Genomic DNA, 16,203 nt, shown 5'->3' with positions numbered 1-16,203 from the left:
GCTGATGAAGATGATGGATGACGGGTGACGGATGTCCTGCCGCGCGAATCCTTTCGCGTGGCTGAGGATGGTGATGGATGATGGATGACAGGTGATAGGTGACGGGTGACTGAAGCCTAGAGTCTGACATCCGCAGCTCACTTTAACCACCTCTTCCTTATCTTTGGAGAATGAACTTGCAAGAAGCACTACCAAGATTTGGCGTCTTGATTCAAATACTCCATAAAGGGGAATTTCCATCACTCATTCAGATAAATCGAAAGATGGTGGATGAAGGGTTTTCTGTGAGCACACGGACGATTCAAGGGGACATTGCCCACCTTCGAGAAACTTTTGGAGTGGACATCCTCTACCACAAGGGAAAAGACGGCTATTTCATTTCCGAAGAAGGTCAGGAAGCGACGGATAAGTTCCTTGATTTCCTTGGTGTTTCGCGTGTTTCCGAAATTGTGGGTCAAGCCCTACGCGAGCAGAAGGAAATGTCACCGTTTGTGAGCTTTGAACACGAGGGGCTTTGGGCAGGTACACGCTGGTTACCCACATTGGTTCAGGCGGTAAAAGAGCATAAGTGGATTGGGTTTGATTACCGGAAGTTCGAAACAGATCAAGTAAAACACTATTCCCTCCAACCCCTACTTTTAAAGCAGTATCAGGGAAGGTGGTACCTCATCGGAAAGCAGCAAAATGGAGAAGACCGCACCTTTGGCATCGACCGGATTGAGGAGTTAAAAATTCGCGATCAAAAGTTTGATCCACCAGCTGAAGATCCTCGCGATCGCTTTACCCATGTTGTTGGATTGGACCACAGTAGAGGAAAGGTAGAAACCGTTCGCTTTACCTGTGACCCTGTTCAATCGCAATACTTAAAGACGTTGCCGCTACACAAGAGTCAGCGAATTATCCGCGATGGAAGTCTAGAGACCGTTTTTGAAGTCAAAGTGATTCCCAATTACGAATTTATTCAACGTATCTTGATGATGGGAGCTCGCGTTAAAGTGACTCAACCTTCATCTCTAGCTACCGAAATCTACAGCCACCTCAAGGAAGCCGCCAATCGTTATGAGTAATCCCATTATTACTGCAAGCGACATTTTGTATCAAGACAAGCACATTATTGCGGTTAAGAAACCCGCAGGATTGATGGTGGAGCCCGATAAACACGGTCACCCTAACGCGGTGGAGCAAGTTCTGGCCCTTCTCCCCCGCCCCCCAAAAAAGATGAAAGGTGGACTAGGCGTATTCTACAGATTAGATCGTCCCGTTTCAGGTATCTTGATCTTCGCCCTTAAAAATTCAGCCCTCAAGGACTTGAATAAGCAGGTTGAATCTCGAACTATCAAGAAAATATACCGCGCCGAAGTGGAAGGAATAATCGAAAGTGATTCTGGAGTTTGGAATTGGAGTTTGGATCGCAGTGATGATGGAAAGCGAGCCATCGTGAGTGAATTGGGTAAAAAATCTGAAACACGATGGCGGGTCATCGAACGAAGTTTCAATTCAACCATTTTGGAGATTCAGATTATCACCGGTAGATTTCATCAGATTCGAGCGCATGCTGCCAAGGCGGGATATCCCATAGTTGGTGATGAGATTTACGGCTCTAACGTTTGCAAGACGCACGGAATCCGCCTTCATGCCTACTCTTATTCATTTGATCATCCAGCGGATCACAAACGCATGATATTGATTGCGGATAACTTCAATTTCTAATCAAACACCTCTTCCATGCAGTACAAGGTTAACACTCCTGAGGAATACATAGAAAGCATTCCAGAAGAGCGAAGAGCGCCCATCGAAAAGCTCAGGGCAGTAATCAATGAGAACTTACCTTCGGGATTTGAAGAGTGTATTTCCTATGGTATGATCGGTTGGGTAGTTCCGCATTCTATTTATCCTGCCGGATATCATTGTGACCCAAAATTGCCCCTTCCCTTCTTGAGTATCGCCTCACAGAAGAATTTTATCGGGTTTTATCACATGGGAATTTACGCCGACCATCAACTTACACAATGGTTTCAGGAGGAATACGCCAAGGTAGTACCCACTAAACTCGACATGGGCAAGAGTTGTATTCGGCTAAAGAAACCAGAGCATATCCCCTATGATTTAATAGGGGAATTGTGTACCCTGATTACCCCTGAGAAATGGATTGAAGTATACGAAGGGAACTTAAAGCGATAAGCACTCGCTTCCTTCCCTATTCTCCCCATCCATCTTACCTTTGTGAACCGCGTATATGCGCTTATTGAAAGAAATAAATACCAGCTTATGAGCAGTGCAAACTGGACTACCGTAAGGGAGTTTGAAGATATCACCTATAAAAAATGTGGCGGTGTTGCCCGTATCGCATTTAACCGTCCTGAAGTTCGAAATGCATTTCGACCAAAGACAACAAGCGAACTTTATGAAGCTTTTTTGGACGCGAGAGAAGACGTCAATATTGGTGTAGTTCTCCTGAGTGCAGAAGGTCCGAGTCCAAAAGACGGCGTGTATTCTTTCTGTTCTGGCGGTGACCAAAAGGCACGTGGACATCAAGGTTATGTGGGAGAAGATGGAATGCATCGATTGAACATTCTTGAAGTACAGCGCTTGATTCGCTTTATGCCAAAAGTGGTAATTGCAGTTGTTCCCGGTTGGGCGGTAGGTGGTGGTCACTCACTGCACGTAGTATGTGACTTGACGCTTGCGAGTAAAGAACACGCTATTTTCAAGCAAACGGATGCGGATGTGACCAGCTTTGACGGTGGTTATGGCTCTGCGTATTTGGCGAAAATGGTGGGACAAAAGAAAGCCCGTGAAATCTTTTTTCTAGGAAGAGATTACAGTGCAGACGATGCTGTCGCAATGGGCATGGCAAACGCTTCCATTCCTCACGACGAATTAGAGGATACTGCTTTCCAATGGGCTCAAGAGATCTTGGAAAAATCACCAACCTCGATAAAAATGCTCAAGTTTGCCTTCAACCTAACCGATGACGGCATGGTTGGTCAACAGGTATTTGCCGGTGAAGCCACACGCCTTGCCTATATGACGGAAGAAGCGAAAGAAGGTAGAAATGCTTTCCTAGAAAAGAGAAAACCAGATTTCAAAGATATCAAGTGGATTCCGTGAGGAATCGAGAATACAAACTCTAAACTAAAAAAGCCCTGTGAAGACTTTCACAGGGCTTTTTTCAATCTAGTACCTCGTCAAGTACCAGTACCGATACTATACAATCTCCACCAACTGAATGTCAAATGTCAATTCTTGACCAGCGAGTGGGTGATTTGCATCAATGATGATTGCTTCTTCTTGAACTTCGTGAACTTTCACTTGCATCTCACGTCCGTCAGGTGAACCTGCTACGAGAATCTGACCCACTTCTGGCTTCAAATCTGCTGGCAACTGACTGCGCTCAACTTTGTGATATAGTTCTTGATTAACTGGACCATATGCTTGTTCTGGAGAAAGGGTAACGGTTTTCTTCTCGTTCACTTCCATTCCATCAACTGCAGCGTCAAACCCTGCAATCATTTGTCCTGCTCCTACGGTAAACTCCAATGGTTCACGATCTACACTGCTGTCGAAAATTTCGCCAGAGTTCAATTTACCTGTGTAGTGCACGCGTACTTTGTCGTTTGCTTTTGCTGTAGACATATCCTTGTTTTTTTCTTAGTCGCCGCAAAGGTAGGGCTACTAGTTCGAAATGCCATGAAAATCAAGGATTTCCGAGTTATAGAAAGGTTAAACCTGCAATCCAATGGCTGCCAATTACTTCTCTTTCATCTCGGTATGAGTGATCTTGATGATCTCTGTAAAATTGGATCGTGACTCGTGTTTTTCGCTTTCACTCTTCAATATCTTCTCGATTTGATCCAATTCTGCCTTTCCCGCTTCATATCCAATTTGGAACAATTCGCGTAAAATGGATGGATCAAAACCCAACGTGGTATACTTCCTCGCCTCAGAAGGATCGATGAAGGAATCACATAACTCCATTCGGTATCGAACGTTTTGAAAAATGGCCAAGCGGAATACCCGATCGGCAATTTTCATGGTGCTTCCCAAGTCGTCGTCTTCTGCCAAATGATTGGCATGGGAGCCCAAAATATGTGTGCACGATTCAATCAGTGGATCAATGGGAAAGTTGTTGAACAATCCTCCGTCTACATAAACCTTGTCCCCCATTTTATATGGGTGAAAGATCAGCGGGATGGATGCGCTAGCCAAGGCAGCGTGAACGGGATTTCCACTCTTAAAGATCACAGGACTTCCAGACCTCAATTCACTAGCTGTCAGATAGCAATCCTTCTGAAGTTCTGAGAAATCATCTACCCTCACGATACCATGTAGCCTGTCGTATAAGGTATTCAAGCCTTGTTGAAATGCAGCTTTCAACAGTTTGAACCGCTTGGTATTGCTGTCTATATCCAAGTCGATAAAGGCTTCTAACATGTCGTCTGCGTTCAATCCTGATGCCGACAACAGAGAAACAATAGCGCCCATACTGGTTCCAGAAACCGAATGAATGGGAATATCACGCTCCTCCAAGGCCTTTAAATATCCAATGTGGATTACACCGCGAGCCCCTCCACCAGAAAGACAAACTCCAATTACAGGGTCTTTATCCTTGCTCTTCCAAATATCACTTAACCAACTCATTAATCTTCTGCATCAATATAATCATAGGGAGAGTCAGGATTGATGGCCGATAGCAGTAAAGCCAAAAACAACACCACACCACAACCAATCACATTGTACATCAAATAGCCAATTTCAATAACATCCATGATGTTCAAGGTATGGGTAACCAGGACGGCAATCTCAGCAACAATAGCCGCAATAAACACGGGGCGAGCTGTGATTTTCTTGAGGAAAAACGCAATGATGAAAATACCTAATATGGTTCCGTAAAACAGAGATCCTAAAATATTGACCAGCTGTATGAGGTTATCTACCAAGTTTGCACTCAGGGCAATCACAATGGCAAGCAATCCCCAAAGAGCGGTAAACATCTTTGACATAGACAGTATGGAACCTTCGGAATCTTCGTCCAATTCCTTTCTTCTCAATTCATAGTTAGAATCAATAGACTCATCCTTTCCTGTCAGCCGGAGTCGCTGCACAAAATCGACAACTGTAGTTGAAGCGAGGGCGTTGAGTTCACCGGCAGTACTAGACATGGCGGCCGACATTATCACGGCCAAGAGAAGTCCAACAATACCAACAGGCATGTAGTCCAAAACAAAAGTTAGGAAGATATAGTCACTATCCTTGCGTTCTATGCCAGGATCAACGGCTTGAAGGAAGTCTTTTACTTCTTCTCTTTCTTCTTGAGCTTCCGCTTCAAAATGTCGGATATCATCCTCTAATTCCAACTTTGCATGTCCCTCTGCTTTTAACCACTTGGCAATAGCTTCTTGCTTCTGGAATTGAATCTCGTTGAAATGATCTTTGTGGATCTCGATTTGCCCATTGTATCCCAAATCTGCAGCGCGCTCCAAACCGGAGGAATTGAAGAAAATGGGAGGAGAAACGACTTGGTAAAAAATGAAGACCATTACCCCCACAAGAAGGATAAAGAACTGCATGGGCACTTTGAAAAGTCCGTTGAAAATCAAACCGAGTCGACTTTCTTTCAATGATTTACCTCCGAGATATCGCTGTACTTGACTCTGATCTGTTCCGAAGTAACTCAGCATGAGGAAGACACCCCCTGTCAATCCCGATATAAGGGTATATCGATTGTCGAGTTCTAGTGAAGTGTCTATGATTTCCATCTTTCCTAGCACTCCCGCTAGTTCCATTCCACTGGCAAAAGACAGGCTATCTGGAAGTTCGTGAACGATTAAGAAAAAGGCCAGAACCATCCCAAAGAGTATGACGACCATCTGCCATTTCTGGGTCATAGAGACGGCCTTGGTCCCTCCTGAAACCGTATATAATATCACCAGTATTCCCACAATTAAGATGGTCATCTGGAGATTCCAAGACATGATTTTCGACAATATAATAGCTGGAGCATAAATGGTAATTCCAGCCGCTAATCCCCTGGAAACCAAGAAGAGTAAAGCTGTAAAGAGCCGAACGCGAAGATCAAAACGCTTCTCCAAATACTCATAGGCCGTAAACACCTTCATCTTGTAGTAAACCGGAAGGAAGAAAGCACTTATAATGACGATGGCAATTGGAAGTCCGAAGTAGAATTGAACAAACCCCATCCCTTCTTCATACGCTTGTCCGGGTGTACTTAAGAACGTAATCGCACTGGCTTGGGTAGCCATAATACTGAGGCCTATGGTTGACCACGACATTTTCTCACCCCGAAGGAATCCATCTAGGTTTTGGTCCTTTCTAGATTTCCAAACACCGTATAGTACAATACCAACCAGGGTAATTCCCAATACAATCCAATCTAACGTTTGCATCAGTTGTACATATAGGTTAGTACTGAAAAGACCACAATTTCAGCCAATAGAGCGAGCAACACCAAAGTGTACGCTTGGCTCCATCGCTTAAAAACCGATTTACTTTTACTCATAAGAGAGGATATTGGCTAGTAATCTAAATGCTCCAGGAACACCTGCTGGCAATTCTCTAAAGAAACTAATTCCCACATAGGTGAAACTTCCCTTTCCGTACGGGGCAAAAATCAGTCCACCAATTCGAGCAGGCTCTCCTTCGTCATGCCAAGAGAGCAAAGGTTGGTATTTCTTGTCCCAATCTGTGGCAAAGTAAAGTCCTCTTTCCTGAACCCATCCTTCAAAATCACTTTCCGAAATTGCATTGGGATTGTTGAAGAAGGGATGTGCAGGATCTATAAACCGCACACGAGCATCTTCCTCGGTTACTCTATCTCTACCAATTGTAAAAGGATAGGGACCGATATCAGATGAGAGCAAATCGCGGGTGGCGGTATTGTATTGAACCACCAAGTTTCCGCCATTCTCCACATACTTCATCAACTTCTCCTTGTAGTTCAATAGCCAAGGATGAACATTGTAAGCTCGAATGCCAATGACAATGGTTTGAAACATTCCTAGATCGTCCGAGTTGGCCAAGTCATTCTCACTCAAGTTCACCACATGAAAGCCCATTTGCTGGATGGCCACATCTACCTCATCTCCTGCTCCTTGAATGTAACCGATGGTTCCTTTATCAATCACCAAATTCAATCGAACGACCTTGGATTGTGCATTTCCAAAAACAACTTGAGTAGGAATGTGTGGATATGCAATTTCGGTGAACTCTTGAATTGGATCACTCACAAAAGCCAACTCGGGCTGAAGGGTTCCTTCGCTGCTCTCTGCAGGCGGTGTTACCTCAAAGGCCACTACCTTTTCTTCATATTTATCGGTAAAATCAAGTGGGATAGACCGCGGTGAAACCGACCACCCTTCCGGTACTTTTAGTCGAGCTGCCGTTGAAAAATTATCTTCAAAGCTCTTTACTCGAATGCGGACGGTCTTACTTTCATCACTTGCGAAAATGAAGACAGGTTCGTCAAAAGTAGCGGTTGCACGAGGGGAAACCACAAATGGACGTCGTTGCTCACCTTCTACTCTATCGCTCCACTTATAATCGACGGGAACTCGAACAAAGAAGCCCGCATTCTCATACTCTATTCGGAATTCAACTTCACAGACAGGAGGGTTTTGCGGAAGTCCTATAAGCGTGGGATCCGTCACGTGATAGCTTGCATCAAACGGTGCGCGTAACCAGTATGGCTGACTCACTTCCATAGGAGTTTTGATCTGTAGTGATTGTGTAAAGAAGCGATTCAAGGGTAGTTCTTCCGCCTTCTTTAATGTTAAACCACCATTAGGCCAGGTAACAGAAGTAACGCTTAATCCATCGGTTCCACGAGCTATCAATCGAGCTTTGGCATTGAAGTATACGCTGGGTAAGGCCGACCAATCTTCCGCGATCACTTCCACATAAAGTCCAGCACAATCAGCGATAAGCTCATCAACCTGTTGTAGCTTAATCTGTGCCCAGTGCTGTTCTAAATGATCAACAATGCCCGCGCGAAGTGCCAATAGCTTAGGCAAACTGGCCTCCGGGTGCTGTGGATCAAACTCCTCTTGAATCGCTTCAGCGAGGCGAGCGACTTCTGGCGTAGCACCAACTGTTTCCCAACTTCTATCAATGGACTCTAGCAAATCCTCTTCTACTACATCCCCTTTCAAGTGTTGGAAATATTCAAAAGTTTCCCCCATAGTAATGCTTACGCCAAACCCTTGGCATTTATGCTGACTGCGGGCTTTAGATCCAATTTCTACATACGATTCACCTAGGTATCGATCGTACCCACCAATATCCGATTTGATGTACTTCGGATCATTTGCGGCAAGAGAATCCAAGTTCGGATCCCATCTCCAGCTATAGGTATTCCAATAGACCGATTTGGGCTGCCATGGTTCAATCTCATTGTTCAATTGCTCAGGAAAAGCATCTGGGTTAGCCGCTAATTCATAGGCTTCTAACGCCAACATTGCACTAGCTGTATGGTGACCATGCCCTCCTCGTGAATCGGGCGGGAAACGCGTCACAATCACATCGGGACGAAATGTGCGAATGGCTCGAACAACATCGCCGAGTACCACATCGTGATTCCACTTCTCCAAAGTCTCATCCGATGTTTTTGAATACCCAAAGTCTACCGCTCTACTAAATGCTTGTGTTCCTCCATCAATACTTCTAGCCGCCAGTAATTCCTGTGTTCTCAAGATTCCCAAATGCGGCCCTAGCTCAGTACCAATCATATTCTGTCCGCCATCCCCACGAGTGAGAGACAAGTAGCGAACCTCTGCATTTCTTCCATTTCCCAACCATGCAATTACTCGAGTATTCTCGTCATCGGGATGGGCGGCGATATATAGAACCTTCTGAAAAGTATTGAGCTTTTCTATCTTCTTTTGAATTTGTCCGGACGATTGAGCGTTGAGCGAAACACTAATAACACTGGCAAAAACGAACAAACTAAATCTCTTCATCATATATAATGGTGGTCATTGAACTTTCGAATATAGCGAAGGCCTGCCGAAGAACGGCTATGAAAATTGAACCTTACTCTCTCGTATTCGTTACCTTAGCCGGAACTCGCACGTTTAACATCACAGTCTGTATAGATGAATAAGCTTTACACTACAGCACTGTTAACAGCATTCATGGCTACCCATTCACTCTTCGCACAAGAGTCGCCGCGATTGCTACTTAACAGTGGCACCTACGAATTACAGCCATCGGCTATTTCAGAAGCCTTAACGCTGAATGAAGCTGAAGGTTTAACCGCTATTCGAATTGTTCAATTCGAACGTCCACTTCTTCAAGAAGAACGAGAATTGGCCGAATTTAAGTTGGGTGAAATCCTCGGTTATCTTCCAGAGAACGCGTACATCATGATTCTGAAAAGCGACGTACGTCTTGAAGACTTTGAGGGACTTCCCCTGTATGGTGTTGCGCGCTTGTCTCCGGAAATGAAAATGACTCATCGCCTGTATCACATGGATATTCCAGACTATGCATGGCGAGGCGACCGCAGAATAGAAGTAGTGGCTGGTCTAGATAAGTATGCCAACGCCGAGGTTATCTCTCAAAACCTCATTGCCGCTGGTTTTACTGTAGTTGAATACAACGTACAACAACGAACCATTACTCTGGAAATAGATGTAGACAACAGAACGGTTCTAGCCGCTCATCCTCATATCCTCTTTATTCAACCTGGCGAAGCTCCTGCAGAACCGGAAAATTTCAACGCGATTCGCAGTGCACGTTCAACCACCATCAAAAATCGGTTTGCAGGAGGTAGACATTACGATGGATCTGGCGTAGTTGTAGGCCATGGTGATGATGGCGACATTGGACCGCACATTGACTACACCGGTCGGATTATCGCAAGAAATACAAACGCAAGTAGCGGAGATCACGGTGACCACGTGGCAGGAACCATCTTTGGCGCGGGAAATATCAATCCTCTTGCAGAAGGTATGGCCCCTGGCGCAGACCTCTACTACTATCGCTACCCACGCAACTTGAATAACGTGGATGCAGATTACCAAAGTGATGCCGTTCGCATTACTAACTCAAGTTACTCCAACGGTTGTAATGCCGGTTACACGGCCTTCACCCAACAAGTGGATGAAGATGGATTGCAAAACCCAAAACTTCTTCATGTCTTCAGTGCCGGAAACGACGGAGCATCAAACTGTGGATACGGAGCTGGTGCTGGTTGGGGGAATATTACCGGTGGTCATAAAATCGGCAAAAATGTCATTGCAACTGCAAACGTCACAGCTGCCGACCAGATTGCTGGCTCTAGTTCTAGAGGTCCAGCGGCAGATGGCCGACTCAAGCCAGACGTAGCAAGTGTAGGTACTTCCGTTTACTCTACAATTGATCCTAACACCTACGGTTACAAAACGGGAACATCCATGGCCGCTCCTGGTGTGGCTGGTGCAGCTGCCCAATTGTTTCAAGCCTTTGTTGAAAATCAAGGTTCTGAACCCGATGGAGGTTTGCTCAAGGCTTTTATGATGAATACTGCGGACGACCTCGGTAACGCCGGACCGGACTTCATTTATGGTTACGGTAGAATCAACAACCTACGTGCGGTTCGCGATATCGAAGATGGGAATTACATCACTGACTCAGTAACCACCAGTCAACGCGATAGTTTCCTTGTATCTGTTCCACCTAACACCGCCGAATTGCGCGTGATGGTTTATTGGACCGATCCTGCAGGATCTATCAATTCTGCCCGTCCTTTGGTGAACGATCTCAACGCAACCGTAGTAACTTCCAATGGCACGGTATATCAACCTTGGGTACTCGACCCTACCCCACAAGTGGCCAATTTGAATGCTCCTGCTGTTCGTGCAACAGATTCATTGAATAATACAGAACAAATCACCATTGATAACCCAAGTGCTGGTGATGTTTATGTAAAGGTGGAGGGAACAAACGTTCCACTTGGTCCTCAGAAATATTACATCGTTTACTCTTTTGTACCTGATGCCGTTGAGTTGACCTATCCATTTGGTGGTGAGGCTATCATTGCTGGAACTCAGACCGAAATCTACTGGGATGCTTCTCCGGGAACTTCATCATTTACGATTGAATTCTCGGATGATAACGGCTCGAGCTGGTCGGCCTTGACCACCGCTGGTGCCAATGCTCGACGAGCAACATGGAATGTACCGAGTAACCTCGCAACCGATCAGGCGCTTGTTCGAATTTCTCGTGGAACTCAAACCGATGTGGTAAACAGTCCACTTGTAGTTGTAGGTAGACCCAATCAAATTGGAGTGGTTCAAGCTTGTCCCGACAGTTTCACGGTACGTTGGCAGCCGGTAATTGGCGCTAATGAATACGAGATATACACTTTGGGCAACAAATACATGGACAGTATTGGTAGAACTACCGATACCTTCTACGTATTCCGCGGTTACTCGCCAAACAACGAAATTTGGTATTCCGTTTCAGCCGTTCCTACGGTTGGAGGAAAAGCAGGCCAACGTGCCATTGCCAAGACCAAGGCCACTGGACTTCAAAACTGTGCAATCTATCGCGACTTAGCAGCATTTGAAATTTCGAGTCCACAACCTGGAAACATTCAGAGTTGTCATGATCTAAGTGCGATGCCTATCATCATTGAGCTATCCAATGCAGGGTTGAGTACTTTGGATACCTTGCCGATTGCCTATTCGGTGAATAGTACGCTGTATCGCGACACCCTTTTCACGACGCTTAACACTTCGGGTTCAACCCAAATGACACTTTCCACTACCATTAATGGAAATGTAGGAGGTAGTTTTGATGTGAAAGTTTGGAGTGAATTGTCAAATGACGGCAACCGATACAACGATACAGCAGAAGTGAATTTCACAGTAGTAACTTCTGGATCGGCTAAAGCCATACCTTTTGTGGAAACCTTCGATTCATGGACCAACTGTGGAATTGCCACCGACTGTGGAGCAACGGTTTGTTCACTATTCAATGATTTCGAAAATCTCGCGAATGGTGTGATTGATGATATCGATTGGAGAACCAACAACGGCTCCACTTCGTCCAGTGGAACAGGACCTTCAAATGATCACACCCAAGGAAATTCATTGGGCAAATATCTCTACTTGGAAGCCAGCGGCTCATGTAACTTCAAAGAAGCCGTATTGATGAGTCCATGTATCGATATTACAGCTGCTAATCAACCTGAGCTTTCCTTCTGGTACCACATGAATGGTGCAGATATTGGTGAACTTCGCGTGGATATTTTCAGCGAAGGCATTTGGTATTTAGATGTCATTACCCCACTAACGGGACCACAAGGAAATGCTTGGATGCGTGTTTCTACGAGTTTGATTCCTTGGGCTGGAAAAGTAGTTTCTGTTCGATTTAGAGGGTCAACTGGTGGTGATTACCAAGGCGACTTAGCCATTGACGATTTGAGTGTCATTGAATCCAATGTAGCTCCTACGGCCGACTTCATCGCCGATAAGAATACTCCTTGTTTGGGCGAAACCGTTCGCCTTGAGGATAAAAGTGTGAATGTAGCCTCTTCTTGGAATTGGAGCATCACTCCTTCTACCTTCAACTTTGTGAATGGTACTACAGCAAATAGTCAAAATCCTGAAGTTCAGTTTACCGCTTTGGGGAACTATGACATCAAGCTCGTGGCTAGCAATTCTGTGGGGTCAGATTCCATTACCAAGGCCGGATTCATCACTCTAAACAACGGATTAACTCTTCCATTTATAGAAGATTTCCAAAACGGATTTGTGCCTACCGGATGGGAGTTGGACAATCCTGACAACCTCCTCACCTGGGAAGGACAGTCTTGTTTAGGCCCCGATGGCACAGCTACCATTGCTGCACGAGTGAACAACTTCAGTTACAATGCATCTGGACAGTTGGATGCACTGGTTTCAAGTAGCTTCGATCTGATTTCACTGGGCAACCCTGCCGTGGTGTTTGATATTTCATATTCCGGGCACACTAACAATTCAAACGATCGTCTGCGCATGGAGGTTTCTACGGACTGTGGACTGACTTGGAATGCCACTGGATATGACTACACCGGTAGTGATTTGCGTACTACGGCAACCACTTCTAGCAACTACATTCCAACAAGCGCTGCCGCTTGGCGTCAGGATACGGTCGACTTAACTTCTTATGCTGGTCAGAGTGTTAAAATTCGTTTCGTGAATATCACCGATGGTGGAAACAATCTCTACCTCGACAACATTCAGTTGTACGATTTGAGCGTTGCCGCCCCTTCAGCTGGATTTGTGAGCGACTTACAAGACTCTTGTTTAAGTAGAACATTGACCTTCACTTATACAGGTAACGCTACGGATGTAGAATGGGACTTCGGATCTGGAGCTACACCATCAATAGCATCGGGCGTTGGTCCTCATGCTGTCTTGTACAGCTTTAGCGGATCTAAGAGAGTACAAATGGATGCTACCAACTTGGGTGGATCCACTCATACAGACTTGTACTTCATCTTGGGTAACCCTCCTATTGCACGATTTAATTATGCCGTGGATGTCACTGATTCCATGACATACAATTTCACCAATACAAGTTTGGGAACCATCACTAACTACACTTGGGACTTTGACGATAATGGAGCTACGAGCACCAGTACGAATGCTCAACACACCTTCTCAACTGGAGGAGATCACGATGTGATGTTAATTGCCGAGAACCGTTGTGGTCCAGATACAGTCATAACCACCATTGCGGGCATTTCTGTTCCTGAAAACGCTCCGGCAAGTTGGGTACTCGCTCCAGTTCCTGCCAGCGACTTCATCACATTGATGAACACGGATGGAAACTTGGAAATTCAATCTTCAGCGATTTACAATATGCAAGGACAACTGCTTTCTGAAGTATCGAGTGAATCAACACTTCAGAGCATCACATTCAACACCAGCCAACTTCCAGTTGGAGTGTATTTCCTTCGCGTTCAATCTAACGGTGAAGTCATTACTTACCGCTTTGTAGTGGGAAGGTAAGTATGTGAGTGAGTGAAATAACTGACGACCCTCGAGAAATTGAGGGTCGTTTTTTTTATTGTTTTAGGGGTTTTAGGGGTTCTATTTGCTGCGATTGATCTTGTGGAATGCCTTTGGAAAAGAAGTTTATACTTTTGAGAAAGAGACGGTCATTTATTATGCCGACTACAAGTGGTTTAAAGACAATCGAAAGGAGTTTTATGAAGAGAATTAGATCTACAATGTTGTACATACAGAGGAGAAACTCGGCTTCCTTCAATTAAACGATGGAAAAACTCAACACACCTCCTCACTTCCTGTCACAATTGACGAATTATATAAAGTAATTAAGGATGTTGAGAGTTCGAGCTTGCCTTAATACTCCACCTAAGCCCCAGTCATCCAACTACCACCATCCGTCATCCAACCCCTAAAACTCCTCAAACCCAAAACACTCTACCTTACCCACGCGAAAGGATTCGCGCGGTAGAGGTGTCACCTCTCATCCATCAACAGTCATCCGTCACCCAACCACTAAAACTCCTTAAACCCATCAAACCCCTTAAACCCATCAAACCCATCAAACCCATCACCCCATCAAACCCACTCCCCATGCACAACCTCCTACTCACCCACCTCAGCGAAACCCGAAGAAGAAGCATTCTACTATGGAGTGCATTACCCACTGAAAAGATGAATTGGAAACCCGATGAAACAGCCATGACTGCAGGAGAGCTCATCCGACATGTGCTCGAAGCTGATTACGGTTGGAACATGATTATTCGTCACGAGGATATGTCCAATTACTCCGCACCATGGAAAGGAAAACCCATCCTTGATCTCCAAACCGAATTAGACTTTGCTGAGCCTTATCGCAAGGCATTTCTCTCCACCATCCGTGGATTGAGCACTGAAGATCTCGAGGCTGTTTCTGTTCACCATCCCGGAAGAGCCAAACCAAAACACATGGCGGAATACATCTTGCGTACTGCCTATCACGAAGCCGTACATGCGGGACAGTTTCAGTCCTATCTTCGTCAGCTAAACGTAGAGCGACCGTTTATTTGGGATTAATCATCAGTCATCTAACATCAAACATCAGTCATCAGTCACCCGTCATCAGTCACCCATCACCCATCAGTCACCAGCCATCCCCCCAACAACCGTGTCCCCTTCAAGAACAATCCAAGCGACATATTGAATCGTTCCATTTGGATCGAGGAGTGAAAAGTGATTGATTGTCCCTATCTCTAAGTTCTTTCCCTCACTTTCCGCAAGAATATGGGCAGCGTCTGACGTGTGAATCCCCTCTCGAATAAGATAGCGGTGAGAATCTTCTTCAAGATAAACCCATGACAAATTGATTTTATCTGGGACTTCCGTAGAATCTAAAACGCCGCTTACCACCGAGCAATCTTCTAAAGCAGGGTCTAAAGTAGGCTCCGTACTTAGCATCAACGCACTAAAAAGCACAATACCTATCAACAAGATCACTTTCGTTTTTGAAGACATAAAAGTGGGGTAACAAGTGAATTAGGCATGGAACATCTCGTCCACAATCGGACGAAGTCCAGATAAGAAGAATTCAACGGCAATCACCATAACGATCAAGCCCATCAGGCGCATCATCACAGTGTTTCCGGTTTCGCCTAGAATTTTGATGATCTTAGAAGAAGAGTAAAGAATGATGTACGTGAGAAGCATGACTACAGCGATGGCCGTGATGAGTGCAATTTTCTTCATCAATGTATCCGCACCTTCCATAAGGACAATGGCATTGGTCATAGCACCGGGACCACAGATCATGGGAATGGCCAAGGGTGTTACCGAAATATCATTCACATAGCTCTTCACCTGATCGTCTTGCACCTTCATTCGTGCCAAGCGGGCTTGAAGCATATCCATCCCCATCAAGAAGAAGATGATCCCTCCAACAATCTTGAAGCTGTTCACCGAAATCCCAAAAAAGCTAAACAGCAGTTGTCCGGAAAAAGCAAAAGCAATGATGGTAAAAAAGGCCACCAATGACGCTTTCTTTGCTGTCTTCGTTCTATTCGATTGATCCAATTCTGCCGTCATGGTCATGAAAATCGGCATGGTTCCCAATGGATTGATCAGGGTAAAGAAGGATGTGAAAGCCAATAAGGCAAAGGATAGCGCTTCATTCATGAGGCAAAGTTCGGAAAAGAAGTTGGGAGTTTGGAGCAATGATGCCCAACTGGGTTCT

12 protein-coding genes are annotated in these 16,203 nt (G+C 45.2%); 6 read left to right on the top strand and 6 right to left on the bottom strand.

Translation table 11 applies throughout. The features are described from left to right. Positions 1–170: 170 nt before the first annotated feature. The 4 genes from F8C82_RS03675 (at position 171) to F8C82_RS03660 (ending at position 3,111) form a co-directional block, all read left to right on the top strand. Positions 171–1,067, top strand: coding sequence for a helix-turn-helix transcriptional regulator (locus tag F8C82_RS03675; RefSeq protein ID WP_151692095.1), 897 nt, complete (start codon positions 171–173; stop codon positions 1,065–1,067). Next, positions 1,060–1,710 carry an RluA family pseudouridine synthase gene (locus tag F8C82_RS03670; RefSeq protein ID WP_151692093.1) on the top strand — a complete coding sequence of 217 codons (651 nt, stop codon included), beginning with the start codon at positions 1,060–1,062 and terminating at the stop codon, positions 1,708–1,710. Before F8C82_RS03675 ends, F8C82_RS03670 begins: the two co-directional genes overlap by 8 nt. Before the next feature lie 15 nt (positions 1,711–1,725). Next, positions 1,726–2,181 carry a DUF1801 domain-containing protein gene (locus F8C82_RS03665; RefSeq protein ID WP_151692091.1) on the top strand — a complete coding sequence of 152 codons (456 nt, stop codon included), beginning with the start codon at positions 1,726–1,728 and terminating at the stop codon, positions 2,179–2,181. Between the two features lie 87 nt (positions 2,182–2,268). Further along, positions 2,269–3,111: a 1,4-dihydroxy-2-naphthoyl-CoA synthase gene (locus tag F8C82_RS03660; protein WP_151692090.1), complete on the top strand. Its 843-nt coding sequence runs from the start codon at positions 2,269–2,271 to the stop codon at positions 3,109–3,111. 96 nt (positions 3,112–3,207) lie between these two features. On the opposite strand, the gene F8C82_RS03655 is transcribed toward F8C82_RS03660, so the two are convergent. The 4 genes from F8C82_RS03655 to F8C82_RS03640 form a co-directional block, all read right to left on the bottom strand. Further along, positions 3,208–3,636 (bottom strand): FKBP-type peptidyl-prolyl cis-trans isomerase, encoded by a 429-nt coding sequence (locus F8C82_RS03655; protein WP_151692088.1) that lies wholly within the window; start codon positions 3,634–3,636, stop codon positions 3,208–3,210. 114 nt (positions 3,637–3,750) lie between these two features. After that, positions 3,751–4,641, bottom strand: a complete 891-nt coding sequence (locus F8C82_RS03650; protein WP_151692086.1) for a patatin-like phospholipase family protein — start codon at positions 4,639–4,641, stop codon at positions 3,751–3,753. Beyond that, positions 4,641–6,407 (bottom strand): sodium:solute symporter, encoded by a 1,767-nt coding sequence (locus F8C82_RS03645; protein ID WP_151692085.1) that lies wholly within the window; start codon positions 6,405–6,407, stop codon positions 4,641–4,643. Before F8C82_RS03645 ends, F8C82_RS03650 begins: the two co-directional genes overlap by 1 nt. Before the next feature lie 105 nt (positions 6,408–6,512). After that, on the bottom strand, positions 6,513–8,978 hold the full coding sequence (locus F8C82_RS03640) for a PIG-L family deacetylase (protein ID WP_151692083.1): 2,466 nt from the start codon (positions 8,976–8,978) through the stop codon (positions 6,513–6,515). Between the two features lie 132 nt (positions 8,979–9,110). Here F8C82_RS03640 and F8C82_RS03635 point away from each other — a divergent pair, with 132 nt between their 5' ends. Further along, on the top strand, positions 9,111–13,997 hold the full coding sequence (locus tag F8C82_RS03635; protein WP_151692082.1) for a S8 family serine peptidase: 4,887 nt from the start codon (positions 9,111–9,113) through the stop codon (positions 13,995–13,997). Between the two features lie 591 nt (positions 13,998–14,588). After that, entirely contained in the window at positions 14,589–15,050 is a 462-nt protein-coding gene (locus F8C82_RS03630; protein WP_151692080.1) for a DinB family protein, read from the top strand. Between the two features lie 63 nt (positions 15,051–15,113). On the opposite strand, the gene F8C82_RS03625 is transcribed toward F8C82_RS03630, so the two are convergent. Next, positions 15,114–15,488 (bottom strand): hypothetical protein, encoded by a 375-nt coding sequence (locus F8C82_RS03625; RefSeq protein WP_151692078.1) that lies wholly within the window; start codon positions 15,486–15,488, stop codon positions 15,114–15,116. A gap of 21 nt (positions 15,489–15,509) precedes the next feature. Beyond that, positions 15,510–16,145 (bottom strand): MarC family protein, encoded by a 636-nt coding sequence (locus tag F8C82_RS03620; RefSeq protein ID WP_151692077.1) that lies wholly within the window; start codon positions 16,143–16,145, stop codon positions 15,510–15,512. Positions 16,146–16,203: the final 58 nt, after the last annotated feature.

The sequence above is a fragment of the Phaeocystidibacter marisrubri genome (assembly GCF_008933165.1).
GTDB lineage: Bacteria > Bacteroidota > Bacteroidia > Flavobacteriales > Schleiferiaceae > Phaeocystidibacter > Phaeocystidibacter marisrubri.
Note: the sequence above shows the minus strand (reverse complement) of the source record. Positions and strands in the feature narration are given on the sequence as shown.

Coding starts and splice junctions, on each gene's coding strand:
- F8C82_RS03635 (WP_151692082.1), top strand. CDS start 9,111: ATGAATAAGCTTTACACTACAGCACTGTTAACAGCATTCATGGCTACC.
- F8C82_RS03645 (WP_151692085.1), bottom strand. CDS start 6,407: ATGCAAACGTTAGATTGGATTGTATTGGGAATTACCCTGGTTGGTATT.
- F8C82_RS03660 (WP_151692090.1), top strand. CDS start 2,269: ATGAGCAGTGCAAACTGGACTACCGTAAGGGAGTTTGAAGATATCACC.
- F8C82_RS03620 (WP_151692077.1), bottom strand. CDS start 16,145: ATGAATGAAGCGCTATCCTTTGCCTTATTGGCTTTCACATCCTTCTTT.
- F8C82_RS03625 (WP_151692078.1), bottom strand. CDS start 15,488: ATGTCTTCAAAAACGAAAGTGATCTTGTTGATAGGTATTGTGCTTTTT.
- F8C82_RS03630 (WP_151692080.1), top strand. CDS start 14,589: ATGCACAACCTCCTACTCACCCACCTCAGCGAAACCCGAAGAAGAAGC.
- F8C82_RS03650 (WP_151692086.1), bottom strand. CDS start 4,641: ATGAGTTGGTTAAGTGATATTTGGAAGAGCAAGGATAAAGACCCTGTA.
- F8C82_RS03665 (WP_151692091.1), top strand. CDS start 1,726: ATGCAGTACAAGGTTAACACTCCTGAGGAATACATAGAAAGCATTCCA.
- F8C82_RS03655 (WP_151692088.1), bottom strand. CDS start 3,636: ATGTCTACAGCAAAAGCAAACGACAAAGTACGCGTGCACTACACAGGT.
- F8C82_RS03675 (WP_151692095.1), top strand. CDS start 171: ATGAACTTGCAAGAAGCACTACCAAGATTTGGCGTCTTGATTCAAATA.
- F8C82_RS03640 (WP_151692083.1), bottom strand. CDS start 8,978: ATGATGAAGAGATTTAGTTTGTTCGTTTTTGCCAGTGTTATTAGTGTT.
- F8C82_RS03670 (WP_151692093.1), top strand. CDS start 1,060: ATGAGTAATCCCATTATTACTGCAAGCGACATTTTGTATCAAGACAAG.